Source organism: Paraburkholderia fungorum (assembly GCF_046027605.1).
GTDB lineage: Bacteria > Pseudomonadota > Gammaproteobacteria > Burkholderiales > Burkholderiaceae > Paraburkholderia > Paraburkholderia fungorum_F.
In genome coordinates this window covers 157,398-172,915 of sequence record NZ_JAQQEF010000010.1, presented here as the reverse complement: position 1 = coordinate 172,915, position 15,518 = coordinate 157,398, and the positions used below count along the sequence as shown (strand labels likewise).

The 15,518-nt window shown below is 60.5% G+C and carries 15 protein-coding genes and 1 pseudogene; 4 read left to right on the top strand and 12 right to left on the bottom strand.

The window, feature by feature from the left end; all coding sequences use genetic code 11:
- Positions 1-42: 42 nt before the first annotated feature.
- Genes hydA (PQR53_RS18670) through PQR53_RS18655 form a run of 4 tightly spaced genes read right to left on the bottom strand, consistent with a single transcriptional unit; the run spans position 43 to position 4,259 of the window.
- The gene (hydA, locus tag PQR53_RS18670; protein ID WP_408456682.1) at positions 43-1,527 is read right to left on the bottom strand and encodes a dihydropyrimidinase; all 1,485 of its coding nucleotides are present in this window, start codon (positions 1,525-1,527) and stop codon (positions 43-45) included.
- On the bottom strand, positions 1,524-2,312 hold the full coding sequence (locus PQR53_RS18665; RefSeq protein ID WP_408456679.1) for an ABC transporter ATP-binding protein: 789 nt from the start codon (positions 2,310-2,312) through the stop codon (positions 1,524-1,526). Before PQR53_RS18665 ends, hydA (PQR53_RS18670) begins: the two co-directional genes overlap by 4 nt.
- Before the next feature lie 25 nt (positions 2,313-2,337).
- Complete coding sequence (locus tag PQR53_RS18660; protein WP_408456676.1) at positions 2,338-3,237, bottom strand: ABC transporter permease; 900 nt, start codon at positions 3,235-3,237, stop codon at positions 2,338-2,340.
- Between the two features lie 11 nt (positions 3,238-3,248).
- The gene (locus PQR53_RS18655) at positions 3,249-4,259 is read right to left on the bottom strand and encodes an ABC transporter substrate-binding protein (RefSeq protein ID WP_408456674.1); all 1,011 of its coding nucleotides are present in this window, start codon (positions 4,257-4,259) and stop codon (positions 3,249-3,251) included.
- A gap of 918 nt (positions 4,260-5,177) precedes the next feature.
- On the opposite strand from PQR53_RS18655, the gene PQR53_RS18650 reads away from it, so the two are divergent.
- Complete coding sequence (locus tag PQR53_RS18650) at positions 5,178-5,993, top strand: formate/nitrite transporter family protein (RefSeq protein ID WP_408456671.1); 816 nt, start codon at positions 5,178-5,180, stop codon at positions 5,991-5,993.
- A gap of 19 nt (positions 5,994-6,012) precedes the next feature.
- On the opposite strand, the gene PQR53_RS18645 is transcribed toward PQR53_RS18650, so the two are convergent.
- On the bottom strand, positions 6,013-6,294 hold the full coding sequence (locus tag PQR53_RS18645) for a hypothetical protein (protein WP_408456668.1): 282 nt from the start codon (positions 6,292-6,294) through the stop codon (positions 6,013-6,015).
- Between the two features lie 21 nt (positions 6,295-6,315).
- On the opposite strand from PQR53_RS18645, the gene PQR53_RS18640 reads away from it, so the two are divergent.
- Positions 6,316-6,522, top strand: coding sequence for a hypothetical protein (locus PQR53_RS18640; protein WP_408456665.1), 207 nt, complete (start codon positions 6,316-6,318; stop codon positions 6,520-6,522).
- Positions 6,523-6,649: 127 nt separating this feature from the next.
- Entirely contained in the window at positions 6,650-7,597 is a 948-nt protein-coding gene (locus tag PQR53_RS18635; protein WP_408456662.1) for an aldo/keto reductase, read from the top strand.
- 20 nt (positions 7,598-7,617) lie between these two features.
- Here the strand turns inward: PQR53_RS18635 and PQR53_RS18630 are convergent.
- Positions 7,618-7,949, bottom strand: a pseudogene (locus tag PQR53_RS18630) (IS5/IS1182 family transposase); the annotation flags it as partial.
- Between the two features lie 364 nt (positions 7,950-8,313).
- Here PQR53_RS18630 and PQR53_RS18625 point away from each other — a divergent pair.
- Positions 8,314-9,183, top strand: a complete 870-nt coding sequence (locus PQR53_RS18625) for an IclR family transcriptional regulator (protein WP_408456659.1) — start codon at positions 8,314-8,316, stop codon at positions 9,181-9,183.
- Here the strand turns inward: PQR53_RS18625 and PQR53_RS18620 are convergent.
- From PQR53_RS18620 to PQR53_RS18595, 6 genes are all read right to left on the bottom strand, one after another.
- Positions 9,180-10,298 carry a porin gene (locus PQR53_RS18620; protein WP_408456656.1) on the bottom strand — a complete coding sequence of 373 codons (1,119 nt, stop codon included), beginning with the start codon at positions 10,296-10,298 and terminating at the stop codon, positions 9,180-9,182. The genes PQR53_RS18625 and PQR53_RS18620 overlap by 4 nt on opposite strands.
- A 302-nt stretch (positions 10,299-10,600) precedes the next feature.
- Entirely contained in the window at positions 10,601-11,587 is a 987-nt protein-coding gene (locus PQR53_RS18615) for a fumarylacetoacetate hydrolase family protein (protein ID WP_408456653.1), read from the bottom strand.
- Between the two features lie 52 nt (positions 11,588-11,639).
- Complete coding sequence (gene hydA / locus PQR53_RS18610) at positions 11,640-13,091, bottom strand: dihydropyrimidinase (RefSeq protein WP_408456940.1); 1,452 nt, start codon at positions 13,089-13,091, stop codon at positions 11,640-11,642.
- Between the two features lie 366 nt (positions 13,092-13,457).
- Positions 13,458-13,808 (bottom strand): RidA family protein, encoded by a 351-nt coding sequence (locus tag PQR53_RS18605; protein ID WP_408456651.1) that lies wholly within the window; start codon positions 13,806-13,808, stop codon positions 13,458-13,460.
- A 39-nt stretch (positions 13,809-13,847) separates the two neighbouring features.
- Positions 13,848-14,720, bottom strand: a complete 873-nt coding sequence (locus tag PQR53_RS18600; protein ID WP_408456648.1) for an ABC transporter permease — start codon at positions 14,718-14,720, stop codon at positions 13,848-13,850.
- The gene (locus PQR53_RS18595; RefSeq protein ID WP_408456645.1) at positions 14,717-15,514 is read right to left on the bottom strand and encodes an ABC transporter ATP-binding protein; all 798 of its coding nucleotides are present in this window, start codon (positions 15,512-15,514) and stop codon (positions 14,717-14,719) included. Before PQR53_RS18595 ends, PQR53_RS18600 begins: the two co-directional genes overlap by 4 nt.
- Positions 15,515-15,518: the final 4 nt, after the last annotated feature.

Genomic DNA, 15,518 nt, shown 5'->3' with positions numbered 1-15,518 from the left:
CAGACTGACTGGCGAGCTCCCGTTCTCGAATAACCAGACGGCCTACATTCCCAACGCCTCGAGCCACGGAAATACTTTTCCTGCCGTCTTGCGCTGATGGCGCGACCGGTGCAGCGCCACCGGTCTCTCACACGGCAGGAATCGTCCGCGTCCCACGGCATCGGCGACGGCGCCGCTGGCCCGCTCCCACACCACCTCGCCGCGCGAGATCGTGATGCCCGGCCAGGCGCGCACCGTGCGCCCCTCATACGGCGTGTAATCGACGTTGTGATGCAGGTCCGCATTGCGAATCGGACGAGGCTCGAACGTGTCCCAGATCACCAGATCGGCGTCCGAACCGATGGCAATGGTCCCCTTCTGCGGATACAGGCCGTAGAGCTTCGCCGGCCCCGTCGAGGTCATCTCGACAAAGCGATTGACATCGATTCGCCCACCCAGCACGCCCTCGGAAAACAGCAGCGCGAGCCGCGTCTCCAGACCTGGAATGCCGTTGGGAACCTCGTTGAACGACGCGTGCTCGCCGTGCACCTTCTTGCCATCCGGACCATCGAAGCGAAACGGCGCATGATCCGATGAAAACACGCTGAACACGCCGTGATCCAGCGCGCGCCAGACGGCGTCCTGATTCGCGGCATCGCGCGGCGGCGGACTGCAAATGCATTTCGCGCCTTCGAAACCCTCGAGCGCGAGATCGTCTTCGGTTAGAAAAAGATATTGCGGGCAGGTCTCGGCGTAAATCGGCGCGCCGCGCCACTGCGCCTGCTGAATCTGCTCGATCGCCTCGCGGCCGGATACGTGCACGATCAGCACCGGCGTATCGAGCAGCTCCGATAATGAAATGGCGCGATGCGTCGCCTCCCGCTCGACCACCGGCACGCGCGAGAGCGCGTGATACGACGGCGCGGTGAAGCCGCGCTCCAGCATCCGCTCGGTCAGCCACGCGATACAGTCGGCGTTCTCGGCATGAATCATCGTCATGGCCTGCTCGCGCCGCGCGACGGCCAGCAGATCGAGAATCTGCCGGTCGTTCAGCTTGAGCGCGTCATACGTCATGTAGATCTTGAACGACGTATAACCACGCGCAATCAGATCGGGCAGTTCGCGTTCGAGCACATCCGGCGTCGGATCGGTGACGATCAGATGGAACGCGTAGTCGACCAGCGCGCGGCCTTCCGCGCGGCTATGGTAATCGTCGACGGCTTGCTGCAAGGTGCCACCGCGCTGCTGGCAGGCGAACGGAATCACCGTCGTCGTGCCGCCGCATGCAGCCGAGCGGGTGCCGCTTTCGAAGTCGTCGGCCATCACGGAGTCGTCGCCGGTGGGTTGGTCGAGGTGGCAGTGCGCATCCACGCCGCCTGGCAGCACCCAACGCCCGGCCGCGTCGATCTCGCTCGCGCCGCAGGGCAGATTTGCGCCGAGCATGACGATCACGCCGCCGACGATGCCGATGTCGGCCTCATAGACGTCCGCGCCAGTCGCAATGCGCGCGTTGCGCACGACCAGATCGAGGCACACGTCGTCTTTCATGCGGCCTCCGAAACGAGCCGTTTGGCCGCCGCGGCTTCTTCGCGAATCAGCGCAAGCACATGACGCTTGAGATCGTTGAAGCGCGGCGACGTGATATCGCGCGGGCGCGGCAGATCAACCGGAATCAGTTCGCGGATGCGACCGGGCCGATGCGTCATCACGGCGACCTGGGTGCCGAGCAGCAAGGCCTCGTCGACGCTGTGCGTGACGAACACGATGGTCGAGCGCGACTTCTGCCAGATCGTCACGAGTTCTTCCTGGATCTCCGTTTTGGTTTGCGCATCGAGCGCGGCAAACGGCTCGTCCATCAGGATCACGCCGGGGTTGAGCAGCAACGCGCGCGCGATACCGACGCGCTGGCTCATCCCGCCCGACAATTCCGCCGGATAGTGATGCTCGAAACCCGTCAGACCGACCAGATCGATATACGGCTGCGCGAGCGCGCGCCGCTCCTTCTTCGAACGGCCTTGAAGCTTGTGATAGAACGCGACGTTTTCCCATACCGGCAGCCATGGCATCAGCGTGGCCTGCTGGAACACCATGCCGCGATCGGCACCCGGCGCATCCACCGCGCGCCCGCCGACGCGTACCGTACCGCTCGTCGGCTTCTCGAAGCCGGCGATCATGTTGAGCAAGGTCGACTTGCCACAGCCGGACGGGCCGAGCAGGCACAGCAACTCCTGTTTCTCGAGACTCAATGAAACGTGATCGAGTGTCACCAGTTTCGTGCCGCGTTTCGCATCGGCGAAAACCTTGGTGATATTGTCGAATTCGACATAGGACATGATGGGCTCCTTCGATTACGTTCGTTCAGTGACGGCCGGCGGCGGCGCCGCGGCGTTGCCAGTGGAGCACCGAGGCCATCAGGCGCCTCATGCCCAGATCGGACAGATAGCCGAGCAACCCGATGCTCACCATTGCCGCGATCACGAGGTCGTAGCGCAGGAAGTAATACGAGTCCCACAGCACGTAGCCCAGCCCGCTCTTTACCGCGACCATTTCCGCGGTCACGGTCAACATCCACGCGGAGCCGATGGCGATGCGCAAGCCCGCGAAAATACTCGGCAGCGCGGACGGCAGAATGATGAAGCGCAGCAATTGCAACTGGGTCGATCCCATCATCGCGGCCGCGCGAATCAGGTTGCGATCGGCGTTCTTCACGCCATGAATCGTGTTCATCAGAATCGGAAAGAACGCGCCTAGAAACACGAGGAAGATCGCCGGCTTGTTGGCGATGCCGAACCAGATGATGGCGAGCGGGATCCACGAGACCGGCGGAATCGGCCGCAACATCTGCAGCGTGGGCTCGATCGCCTGTTCGACCCAGCGCCACCAGCCGATCGCCACGCCCAGCAGAATGCCGGACAGCGCCGCGATCGCGTAGCCCGACAACACCCGCGCGAGACTCGCGGCGGCGTCGACGATCCAGCGGCCGCTATCGGCCTGCGACGAACCGTCGATCGCGAAGAGCCAGTCGGCCCACGTTGCGATGACTCGCGAAGGCGCCGGCAGCAACGAGGCCGGAATGATCCCCGAGCGCGCGAACACTTCCCAGAAGACGAGCAGCGCGACCGGCACGAAAAATCTGATGAAGCCCGCACGCGCCTGCGCGCCGGACTTCGCGAGCACGCGGGCCAATGGGGACCTCCGGCTGGCGGATGCAGTGTCGCCGTGATCGGCTTGCTCGGGCGTGGCGGATGCTTGTGACATGAATGCGCTCCTTAGTAACCCAGCGCGCTCTTCGGCTGGCCGGTCGCTTCGCTCAGGAACGTGTAGTTCATGTTCTTGTCGATGGCAGGCGCGACGTCGGTCGACACGTAATGCAGGTCCTTCATCATCTTCGCGATCGCTACCGTCTGCGTGCGATACATGTGGTAGTCGGGGTAGGAATTCTTCAACGATTCGACAGCCACGGTCTTATCGAGCGCGGTGTACTTGTTGATCGAATCGAGCCAGCCGGTCTGATCGGTCTTCAAACTGTCGACCATCTTCACGACGGCCGCGACGGTTGCCTTGACCGCTTCCGGGTGATCCTTGATCACGTCGGAGCGTGTGACGATCAGGTTGCTGAGCTTGCCGGCCGCCTGGTCATACGGAAAGTCGAACAGTTTGCCCGCGCCGGACAGGCGAATCTGCGAGGCGAACGGTTCGACCGAGCACACCAGATCGATCTCGCCGCGCTGCAACGCGCCGACATGGTCGGCCGGGTTGGGGATATTGATGAACTGCACGTCCTTGTTCGGATCGATGCCGTGCATCTGCAATTCGCCGCGCATGTGCAGGTCCTGCGCGTTGCCGCGCGAGGCCGCGACCTTCAGCGGCGAGCCCTTTGCCTTCGCGTCGGCCACCAGTTTCTTCAGACCAGCCCAATCGTCCTGCTTCAGGTTCAGTCCACTGCGCATCAGGATTTCCGAGCCGCCGTTCACCTGGCCGGATACCGCGACCACATCGAGCCCGCGATCCAGCGCGGTAACGAAATGCAGATACGTGACCTGCCCGATGTCGACGCTGTGCGACACGAGTGCCGTCAGCACGTCGTTGCCCGAGGTGAAGTTGATGGTTTCGATCTTCGCGTCCTTGGTGAACTGCGGCACCAGTGCCATAGACAGACACTGCGCGCATTTCGCGAAACCGAGTTTCACTTCCGGTTTCGCGCCGTTCGACTGCGCGTGAACGGGCGACGTGACGGCCAGCCCGACGAACGCGGCGGCGATCAATGCTTGACGAAACATGGGTGTTTCTCCTCGAAGATAGGCGCCCGAATGGGGTGATGCTTCGATAGAGCAACATGTGTGCCAACAATTGATTATTGGATTGTATGCAAAACAATTGGTCTATGTATTCGCTTTGGCGGCACGCCGGAGCGGGTTGTCCATTGTGAATCGGCGTCGAAATTCTTCATTGAAGCGCGATAAACCAGCCGCACGCGATGTTCCGCCGTGGTGCGAGCCACGCTATCTATCGGTGCGTCTCGCCCATGTATGGTCTGAACATGAGCCAATCTGGAAAGCACTGCACGTGAATTTATGTACACAAACAGGCAGGCGATTGTTCTATCACTGACGCGGACTTCCAGATAACAAACCCGTAATGCTTTCGACGCTTGCCGGTAAGAGTCATTCGAGCAGAATCGTCACATAGCGCCGTTCACCGGAAACGCCGTTCACCGGAAAATTCCCGAACCGCAACCCGTTCTTTTTGTGTGGAGTACATATGCGACTTATTGTGTGGGGCCACGTTGCGGTCATATCGGGTCTGGTCATGATGCTCGCCGGCTGCGCCGCGACCAGTGGCGATTCAAATCTGAGTGCGGCGCGCAGCCCGCAGCTGCCTGAGTCGTACCCCTGCCAGAGCATGCATGTTAAGGCGATGAGCTGCCCGCTCGGGTAGCGAATCCGGTTGCGCGCTCAATTACGACCGCCTTTCTGTAACCCACAAACTAACTTTCCGCCACGTTAGGTGCACAAGAAAACACGCGGGAAAGGGTACAAAGTAGAGCGCTCTCAAGGAGCACAGTTGCAGCAGACAGAGCGAATTGTCGACTTTTGCAAGTTTCCTGGCGAATATCACGGCTTCGAAAACTGGTATATGCGTCAGTTTGCCTCAGCACCTCCCCGAGCAGCGAAGGTGCGTCTTTATCTGGAGTAGTGATGTACGCAGAAAGTATCGACAAGTTCGCGAAGGTGGGTGCTCACAAGGCGTCGACTGTACGGCGATCGCCGCTGGCGTTTCTGATTGGTGCGGCAATGGCGGGAGCCTATATTGGCTTCGGCGACATTCTCATGTTTTCGGTTGGCGCGCACGTCGGGCCGGCCTACGTGCACCTCGTGATGGGTGCCGTATTTGCGTGTGCCCTCACAATGGTCGTGTTTGCCGGGTCCGATCTATTCACGGGAACGGCAATGTACATGCCGTTGGCCGTATTGAAAGGCGAGACGGGGATCGGCAGCATGTTCGCAGTGTGGGTGATATGCTGGATCGGCAATCTCATCGGCGCCATTATCCTGGCGGCGATTCTGCACGCAGCAGGCGGCGGCGTTCTATTGACTGACGGTTCAGATGCATTCTTCAAGGCCGTGGAAGCAAAGATGTCTGCCCCGGATCTCCCTCTGTTCGCCAAGGGCCTTCTGTGCAACTGGCTGGTTTGCCTCGCGATCTGGATGGCCGCACGTACGACGAACGACGGCGCAAAGCTCGGGCTGATCTTCTGGCCGATTTTCGCATTCGTTGCAAGCGGCTTCGAGCACAGCGTCGCAAACATGTTCGCGTTTGCGCTTGCATTGATGGCTGATCATCCCGCCTCGATCACGCTCGCAGGGGCTATCCATAACGAATTCTTCGTGACCGCGGGCAATCTGGCAGGCGGTGCGATCTTCATGGGCCTTGGCTACTGGCTGCAGGAAGGCGGCATCGGCCATGCATCTCAAGCTCGCGTGCCGGCAGCGGAGCAGGCTCGAACCCATTGACCGGGAAACGCTTGCCGCGTCATTGAAGATGGATACTTTTGTGCGCGGGCTGCGCTTGCGCGCCGCCCGGCTCAAACCCCAATCCGGAACAGCACCGACTTCTCCTGCGTCTATTCATCCAGCCAGTTTGCGCCGAATTCGCGCTCATCAAGCCGGATCGCTTATATCCGCCGAACGGCGCGTCCATCAATGAATACAGGCCGCCGTTGATCACCACGCCGCCGGTACGCAAACGCGGTGTCATGTCATAAGCTCTGGCCCGCTCGCCGTCCGCTGCACCAACGGTGACGAACTCACACACCCCTCGCTGCATGACGACGACGTGGTCGATCCGGCCCGTGTGCCCTCCATCGCGCTGCAACAGTTCGACCCGGCCACGTTGCAACTGGCAGTCGGACCGGCGGCCGGCGGCGCATGGCGCAATAGCGCACACGGCAATTTCATTCAAAAGTTCACGCAAGCATATGAAATAAAAGAAGTTGCGTCCGAAAATCCACTGTATGAAAAGCCGCCGGAGCGGCGTTATTGACGCGATACCTTTGTTGCCAGCCGCGAAGCTCCGTTACTAACCGGCCTTACGACCGGTACTTGCCGGCCATCGCGGGTGCGTACAGCGCACGCCCACACCATGCTAAGCAACTACGAGGAAAGCGAAATTGGATCAGCGTAAGTTAGGACATACAGGTATCAGTGTCGCGCCATTTGCTCTGGGCGGAAATGTTTTTGGGTGGACTGCCGACGAAGCCACCTCGTTCAGCATTCTGGATGCCTTTTCGTCGTCGGGTTTCAACCTCATCGATACAGCCGACGTCTATGCGAACTGGATTCCAGGGCTGAAGGGCGGCGAGTCCGAGACGATCCTGGGAAAATGGCTGGCCCGCAGCGGCAAGCGGGACAAGGTCGTGCTTGCTACCAAGGTGGGCATGGAGATGGGACCGGGCCAGAAGGGCTTGTCGAAGCAATACATCACCGAGGCCGTCGAGGCGTCATTGCGGCGGCTGAACACGGACTACATCGATCTATACCAGTCGCATGAGGACGATGCCGGGACTCCGCTCGAGGAGACCCTCGACACCTACGATCGTCTGATCAAGCAAGGCAAGGTGCGAGCCATCGGTGCTTCGAACTATACGGCGGCGCGACTCGAAGAAAGTCTCAAGGTCAGCAGCAGCAAAGGACTCCCTGCATATCAGACACTCCAGCCGCATTACAACCTTTACGACCGGGCCGAATTCGAAAGTGCTGCCCGGGGTGTGTGCGAGAAGTACAACATCGGCGTGCTCTCGTACTTTTCGTTGGCAAACGGCTTCCTGACGGGCAAATACCGCACGTCTGGGGACCTGGCTAACAGTGCGCGTGGCGATTCGGTCAAGCCCTACCTGAACCCGCGAGGCATGCGCATTCTCGCGGCACTCGACGAAGTGGGACAGGGTCTGGGCAAGACACCCGCACAGATCGCACTGGCCTGGTTGATCGCGCAGCCGACCGTTGCCGCACCGATTGCCAGCGCCACCTCGCTCACTCAACTGGACGACCTGATGGCAGCCGCACAGGTGCGCCTGCCTTCCGAGGCGATTGCGATGCTCAACAAGGCTAGTGCCTAGTACGCTGAACGGTCGGCATGGTTGACGCGCCGGATCCCACGATAAACCGTCTGCCGGGTCCGACCGACCGTTTTACCCCGGCCGAAATGCGCCTCGATACGCTGCGGATGATCTGGCTGATGCGGTGGCATTCGTGCCGCGAAGTGCGGCCGTCAATCGCGCGGCCACCGAGGCGCTCATCATTGCGCGCGACATGCAGCGTCACGTTACGATCCCGACAATCGTTCACCAAGTCGCGGGCGTTCGTAAGCCTCGCCGGCACTGCTGTCTTCACCTGGTCGCCTGGCACGTAGTCCAGCAGCCGCAACGCGTCGGCCGTTTCGGCGAAACCATCCGCGCGACCCGCGGCAGCTCGCTCGCCGCGAGCTTCGCTGCGTATATTCCACACATCAGCGACGCTCCGCATCACGAGAACCGGTCGGGCCGTAAGCTTCGGGTCGTGTAGGTGTTGAGCCGGATACACGGCCGCCCAGCGCGCAGGATATTGCGACTTGTGACGGTGCACTCATCGACTACAAATGGTGAAGTGCGCCGAAATTGTGCATCGTCGCCGTGCCGTCTCAAGAGCGATCGGGCCACATAGCTGGCGCTCGCCCGCCATTCGTACCCGGATAACTATTGGCACATAATTTGCACGCAATTCGAAGACACCCGAAGGTATGGACATTATCGCGAGAGAGCACGCGCTCCCTTCAGCGGACAGGAGGTCTCAAGAAATGCAACGCGGATCACAGACTCGACGTAAAAGTGACGCCAATGTACATAGCATCGTTCGAGAAGATAAAAGCTCCGTCCAGGTTTTGCTGCGCGCGCTTTCGCTGCTTGAAATCCTCGCCGAAGATGATCAGGGTTACAGATTAATTGATCTGTCGGAACGAACGGGCCTGCCGGCATCGACCGTACACCGATTGTTGACCACCCTGGAGCAGAGGCGCTTTGTCTGCTTTCAACGCGACAGGGCGTTATGGTTTGTCGGTGCGCAGTGTTTCTCGGTCGGCGCTGTGTTCGGAGGGCGCCGCCAATTGACCGAACTGGCTACGCCAGCCATGCGCCGCCTGCGCGACGCCAGCGGCGAAACCGTCCAGCTAGGCTGTGTCGACGAACACGACATGCTGTTACTACTGCAAATGCAAAGTCGCGAAATGATGCACGCGTCGTCCAGACCTGGAAATCGGACTCCGTTAGCATGCACGGCTATGGGCAAAGCCGTTCTCGCTGCGATGTCAGACGCGGAAATTGCATCGTTCGTGCAGCGCGGTGGTTTACAACGGCTCACCAGTCAATCGATTGCCCGCCCGACCGCATTGCATAGCGAATTGCAGGAAGTACGCCGTGTGGGCTATGCGATGGATAATGAAGAGACTTCTCTGGGGGTACGCTGCGTGGCTGCGCCCATTTTCGATGAATTGTCGATGCCGGTAGCCGCCCTTAGCGTAGTGGGTTCGACACTGCGTGTGACGATGCAGCGCATGGAAGAACTTGGCCACGCCACGATACTCGCGGCGCGAGAAATCACGATCGCCTTCGGTGGCAGGCAGCCAGCCGACGTGTTGTCAGCGCCGGGGCTGCCCGCCACTGCCCGCTAAAACACGTGCTGCAGACCAGCACGCAGGGCGACCTGCCGATTCGTGCTGGAGGCGCTAAAGCCCGTGATCTGCGCCTGTTGCGCATCGCCCACTGCAAGCTGATACACCGCCAGCGCATACACCGTGGTCCGCTTCGAAAGCGAATAGCTCGAAAAGAGATTGAACTGATGGTAGCGGGGATGCTGACCGGTGGCGTCCACCTTGCCCGTCACATAGCCATAATCGGCAGCGACTAGCGCCGCGGGCGTGATCTGCCAGCCTGCGCCGGCTTCGGCCGTACCGAAGCTGACGTCCTGGCCGCCGCTGCCGTCCTTGAACACCACACCCGACACATTGCCAAGTAACTTGAGCTTGCCGATCGTGTAAGCGGCACCCAGTGCCGCAATCTTCTGGCTCGACGCCGCGGCAACATAGTTGCCGTAGATCACGTTGGTGAAAGTAGGGGTGTTCTGGTTGCCCTGCACCGCGGTCTCGGGATTGTGAATGTCGAGATACGCACCCCCGACATGCAGCGGACCGCTGTCATAGCCCGCAGCCACGCTCCAGACCTGATCCTCGCCATACTGTCCCGGCACCCCGCCCAGGCTGTACAGGCCGGAGAAGTGGAAGCCGCCATAGTCGGTGCTGGCAAACTTGATGCTACGGTCGACCACGAAGCTATTGTTAATGTTGTCGACGTCTTCCGCGTGCGAGAAATACGCGCCGCCCCAAGTCCCGTTGGCGGCCAGCGGCTGCACATAGTCGACGACCAGGTCATATTGGCGCCCGAAAGTCAGCGTGCCGAATGTGCCGGACAGGCCCATGAATGCTTGTCGTCCAAACAATCGACCGCCTTGACCCAGCTCGCCCGAGTTCAGGTCGAAGCCATTTTCCAGCGTGAAGATCGTCTTCAGACCTCCGCCGAGATCTTCCACACCGTTGAGCCCCCAGCGGCTACCGGTGGGCATGCCGCTGACGGCCTGCAGACTGCTTTTGCCGCCCTGATTGTTGGCGTAGGACAGTCCATCGTCCACCGCGCCGTACAAGGTCACGCTGCTTTGCGCGTGGACAATACCGGTGCTCAATGCCAGCAATGCGATCATTTGAAACGACGCTTTCGGCAACAGATGCTTCATGATTAAGGCTCCAGGATAGAAGTTTGTGACGACTTTGAAGTCGTCCTAAGTTATCCCGCTAAAACCTGAGCAATAGCGCAATTCTGCGCCGTGGAACTGCATCTATAAGTCGTTTAAAAACAGTGGCATAGAAGAACAATTCAGCGAAATTCCGGGCCTCGGCGGCAGGTTTTTTGCCGGGTGTGTCGCCTAGGATCCTTCGAGCTCTTCCTGATCGATGAATTCGCTAGTAGGCCAAAATATAAAAAAACCGGGGCATAGCCCCGGCTCTTCATTTTCATCCGCGCGCCGCGCTCTTCTTATCAAAGGTCTTCGCTTTTCAAGACCTTTTGGTCGATCGCACCGAAAATCGAATGCCCTGCACTGTCCAGCATCTCGATGCGAATCGTCTCGCCAAACTGCAAGTAAGGCGTCTGCGGTGTGCCGGCATCCGCGGTTTCGAGTGCGCGCCGCTCGATGATCGTGGCCGAACCCACCTCTCGCTGCGAGTTGGAGAACGTGCCAGAGCCAACGATCGTGCCCGCTCTCAGGTTGCGCCGGCGCGCCGCATGCTCGATCAGCTTCGGAAAAGTGAAGTGCATGGCTTCACCGCCGGGATGGCCGAACCACTCGCCATTGCGCGATACTCGCATGGGCAATTCGATGCGGCCCTCGCGCCATGCGTTACCGAGTTCGTCGGGCGTGACCGCAACCGGCGCGAAACTGGTCTCGCCCTTCGCATTGATGAAACCGAACCCGCCCGCAGTTTCGCGAGGCGCATACGCACGCAAGCTGATGTCGTTGAGCAGCATGACCAGCTTGATATGCTTAAGCGCGTCCTGCGCGAGGACCCCCATTGGCACATCGTCGAGCACCACGGCGGCCTCGCCCTCGAAGTCGATATCGTCGCCTTCGGCAGGCAGGCGCACTGGGTCATGCGCGCCGATGAAGTCATCTGACGCACCTTGATACATCAACGGAAATGCCGGCAGTGCAACTGGCGCCGACGCGTTGGCAGCACCATTGATAACCCGCATGTGATTCGGAAAGCCCGAGCCATCCAGCCATTGATAGGCGCGCGGCAGGGGCGCACCGCAAGCGCGGGCATCGAAGGCAGTGGCATCGTCCAACTGCCCGTCATTGAGCTGCCGGTACAGCAAATCAAGGTAAGGGACCACGTCATTCCATCGATCCAGCGCAAACTGCAGCGTCGGTGCGGGCGGCCCGGCCACCACCGCGCGTTGCAGATCGCGCGACACAACGAGGAGCGTGCCGTCCCGGCCGCCGGATTTTAGCGAAGCGAGTTTCATAGTGATTCCGGGAAGAGTCGGACATTCTCAAAGCTGACCATCACACGGCCCGTCATTTGGCATTGCCCGAACTGGTCGCGGCACCGGCGGCTCGGGAGAAGCGACCGAGAACGTCAAAGCCTGCAGTGAACGCCGGTCGTTTCAGGTAGCGCCCTGCCCCGGCCCTGGCGCGTAAGTCGCCCTGCTTGAAGACCACTTCTCCGCCGGATATCGTGTGGGTGGGAATGCCCGTTACCGTGCGTCCCTCGAACACGTTGAAGTCGCTCTTGCCGAACTGCGTTTTCGCAGAGATCGTTTTGGTGGCATGCGGATCCCATACCACCAGATCCGCGTCGGCGCCCACGGCAATCAGTCCCTTGCGCGGGTAAAGATTGAACATCTGTGCGGCATTGGTCGAGGTGATCTTAACGAACTCGCTCGGGCTTAGGCCGCGCTGGTTCACACCTTCGTCCCACACCGCCAGCATGCGCTCTTCGACGCCGCCGCAGCCGTTTGGTATTTTCGTGAAATCGCCAAGACCGGCAGCCTTTTGCGCTGTGCAAAAGGAGCAATGGTCGGTGGCGGTGGTTTGCAGCGTGCCGCTTTGCAATGCTTTCCAAAGCGCCGTCTGGTGCTCCGGCGCACGAAACGGAGGGCTCATCACATGGCCTGCGGCAAATGTGAAGTCGGAACTACGATAGGCCGAATCGTCCACGCATAAATGACCCGCCAACGCTTCACCAAAGACTTTCTGCCCGCGAGCGCGCGCCCGCGCGATCGCATCCACACCGTCGCTGCTCGAGACGTGCACGATATACACCGGCACATCGAATACTTTCGCAATGGCGATGGCGCGCTCCGCGGCCTCCCCTTCGAGCACGGGCGGGCGTGACAAAGGATGCCCCTCAGGGCCGGTGATACCGCTGGCCAGCAGCTTTTGCTGCAGCACGAACACCATCTCGCCGAATTCCGCATGCACGGTAGGCATGGCACCGAGTTCAAGGCAGCGCTGGAAGCTGTTGGCGAGCACACCATCGTCGGCCATGATGCTGTCCTTGTAGGCCATGAAGTGCTTGAAACTGTTGACGCCCTCGTCGCGCACGAGCGTGCCCATATCGTCATGCACGCTCTGATCCCACCAGGTCACCGCCACGTGAAATGTGTAATCACACGCGGCCTTGGTCGCCCAATCGCGCCAGGTACGGTAGGCCTCCATCAGCGGTTGCTGCTGACTGGGTATGACGAAATCGATGATGGTGGTGGTGCCTCCCGCAAGGCCCGCTGCGGTGCCCGTGTAGAAGTCGTCCATGGTGACGAAGCCCATGAACGGCATCTGCATGTGGGTGTGCGGGTCGATACCGCCCGGCATCACGTACTGCCCGCCCGCGTCGACGATCTCCGCGCCGGCTGGCGCATCGAGGTCGGGCCCGACGGCCGTGATGACCCCGTCGACGCACAGCACGTCGGACTTGAACGCGCGATCATGATTGATAACCGTGCCGCCACGGATGACTGTTGCTTGCATGACGCTCTCCAGTAGTGATTGCTGCCGCACCGGGCCTGCCAATGGCAAGCTGATCGGGCGGAACTCTCTCGAACCGGCAACGGCGGGGCGTTCAGCGCCGACCGTTCTCCGGCATGTGCCAGAGCTCAAAAATAGCCGTTCATTTTTGCGGCGCGAAGGAAATCCCGGGCGTCGGAATAGACATAAAAAACCGTTTTAAAACCGCGCGTTAGCGCTGTTGACAGATGGAATATCAAGCACGTCGCGCGGCGCGTTTGAAAGACGGATGACAGCCATAGAAAAGCAAAAAGGGGCAACGTGGCCCCTTTGACTCCTGTGACGCATACGCAGGCTTGCCGCAACCCGCAGTTGCGATCACTGCGAATGTCAGTCGACAACCGCTGTGGCCATGATCTCCACGAGCGTCCCTTCTATCGCCAGCCGTGATTCCACAGTCGCACGCGCCGGCGGACATTGCGGATCGATCCAACTTTCGTAGATCTCGTTCATGGCGTCGAAATCGCGCATGTCGTCGAGCCAGATGTTGATGCGAACCACTTTCGATTTTGACGTGCCGGCTTTGGCCAGCAATTCGTCGATTTGCGCCAGCACGTCGGCGGTCTGTGCCTGGACGTCGCCCGGCGTGACTACATTGGCGGTAAAGCCCGAGAGGAAAGCAAATCCGTTGGCGATCACGACCTTGCTCAAGCGTTTGCCGGAATCGATGCGTTCAATCATGTCGTACCTTGAAGTAGCTGGGGGTTGAAAACGATGGCGTTAAGCGGCACGTCGGCGTGGCTGCGCTCCCGGGGTCCATACGAGCAACCTCGACGCCAGCCAGTTGAACAGCGCATAGCTGATCGATGCGTAGACAACGATCACAAGCGCGATCAGGAACATGCGATCCACGTAACCGAATTGGCTCGCATACTCGATGACGTAACCAATGCCGGACTGGGCGCCGAGATACTCGGCCCCCAGCACCGCCGCCCAGGCAGTGCCCAGGCTGAGCAGGATAGAAGAACGCAGTTCGGGCAGGATCGCGGGAATGATCACCGTCCGGTACAGGCGGAAGCGGGAGGCGCCGAGCGTGCGTGCATAGTCGATATACAACTGCGGTACATTGCTCACCGCATTGACGACCCCGGCAAAGAAGATCACACCGACTCCATAGGCGACGAAGAGAATTTTGCCGGCGAAGTTAGTACCGAACCACAATTCGAACAGCGGCACCATGGCGAGCAGCGGCAAGGTGCGCAAGAACTGCAGGGGCAAGTTCACCAGCCGTCGCGACCAGTTCGACCACGACACCGCGAGTCCAAGGGCCGCTCCACCCAACGCACCGCACACGAACCCGGTATAGAGGCGCAGCATGGTGTCCCAGGAATGCAGCAGGACTGCGAGCGCGGCGGCTGTGTAGCTGCGCGGTGCGCCTTCGGCCACCGATGGCACCCCAAGGCCGCCGGGCCAGTAATCGGACAGCGACTGGAACGTGTGCGTGAATAGCACCTGCCAGCCGGGCACCAACGGTTCACCCGGTGCGGCCTCGGCTGTATAGATCAGTGACAGCAACTGCCATCCGCCCGCCATGGCAAGCAGCACGAGTACGGAGACAACCAGTTGGCCGCCACGCGAAAGTTGACGGTTCATGCGTGGCTCCGCTCGAGGCCGAGGTGATTCAGCAAGGTATGCTTGGCTTGCACGAGATCGGCACGCAACAGGCTGTCGGTATTGCGCGGACGCGGCGCGGCCACCGCGAGATCGTCCACCAGCCGGCCGCCACGCAACACCAGTATGCGGTCGGCCAGCAGCAATGCCTCATCGACATCGTGAGTGACGAAAATAACCGTGCGGCGATGGCCGCTTCCGGTCGTCTCACCCCACAACGTAAGCAGCACCTCCTGCAACTGCCGACGCGTCACGTAGTCGAGGGCGCCGAATGGTTCGTCGAGCATGAGCACATTCGCCCCGTTGGCGAAGACCGTCGCAATCGCCACCCGCTTGAGCATGCCGCCCGACAGTTCGCGTGGCCACGCGCGGCTGACGTGGCTCAAGCCCACTCGTTCGAGGTAATGTTCGGCGATCTCGCGGCGCTTCCCCTTGGCAACACCAGCGCATTTCAAGCCGTACTCCACATTGTCGATCACGCGCAGCCACGGAAACACGCTGTCTTTCTGAAACACCACGCCGCGCTCGGGTGCCGGCTGGGTCACGCGTTTATTGCCTACCTCCAATGTGCCGTCGGTGGCGGCGAGCAAGCCCGACATGACTTGCAGCAACGTGCTTTTGCCGCAGCCGGACGGGCCCACCAGGCATACAAACTGGCCCTCCGGGATGGTGAAGCTGACCGAAGCGAGCGCATTCACCAGTTGGCCGTCGGCGCGCCTGAAGCGCTGTGACACGTTGCTGGCCGTAATCGTCGAGCCATCAATAAGCGAAGACATTTCA

Coding starts and splice junctions, on each gene's coding strand:
- PQR53_RS18620 (WP_408456656.1), bottom strand. CDS start 10,298: ATGAAGCATCTGTTGCCGAAAGCGTCGTTTCAAATGATCGCATTGCTG.
- PQR53_RS18655 (WP_408456674.1), bottom strand. CDS start 4,259: ATGTTTCGTCAAGCATTGATCGCCGCCGCGTTCGTCGGGCTGGCCGTC.
- hydA (WP_408456682.1), bottom strand. CDS start 1,527: ATGAAAGACGACGTGTGCCTCGATCTGGTCGTGCGCAACGCGCGCATT.
- PQR53_RS18615 (WP_408456653.1), bottom strand. CDS start 11,587: ATGAAACTCGCTTCGCTAAAATCCGGCGGCCGGGACGGCACGCTCCTC.
- PQR53_RS18595 (WP_408456645.1), bottom strand. CDS start 15,514: ATGTCTTCGCTTATTGATGGCTCGACGATTACGGCCAGCAACGTGTCA.
- PQR53_RS18650 (WP_408456671.1), top strand. CDS start 5,178: ATGTACGCAGAAAGTATCGACAAGTTCGCGAAGGTGGGTGCTCACAAG.
- PQR53_RS18660 (WP_408456676.1), bottom strand. CDS start 3,237: ATGTCACAAGCATCCGCCACGCCCGAGCAAGCCGATCACGGCGACACT.
- PQR53_RS18665 (WP_408456679.1), bottom strand. CDS start 2,312: ATGTCCTATGTCGAATTCGACAATATCACCAAGGTTTTCGCCGATGCG.
- PQR53_RS18605 (WP_408456651.1), bottom strand. CDS start 13,808: ATGATTGAACGCATCGATTCCGGCAAACGCTTGAGCAAGGTCGTGATC.
- hydA (WP_408456940.1), bottom strand. CDS start 13,091: ATGCAAGCAACAGTCATCCGTGGCGGCACGGTTATCAATCATGATCGC.
- PQR53_RS18600 (WP_408456648.1), bottom strand. CDS start 14,720: ATGAACCGTCAACTTTCGCGTGGCGGCCAACTGGTTGTCTCCGTACTC.
- PQR53_RS18625 (WP_408456659.1), top strand. CDS start 8,314: ATGCAACGCGGATCACAGACTCGACGTAAAAGTGACGCCAATGTACAT.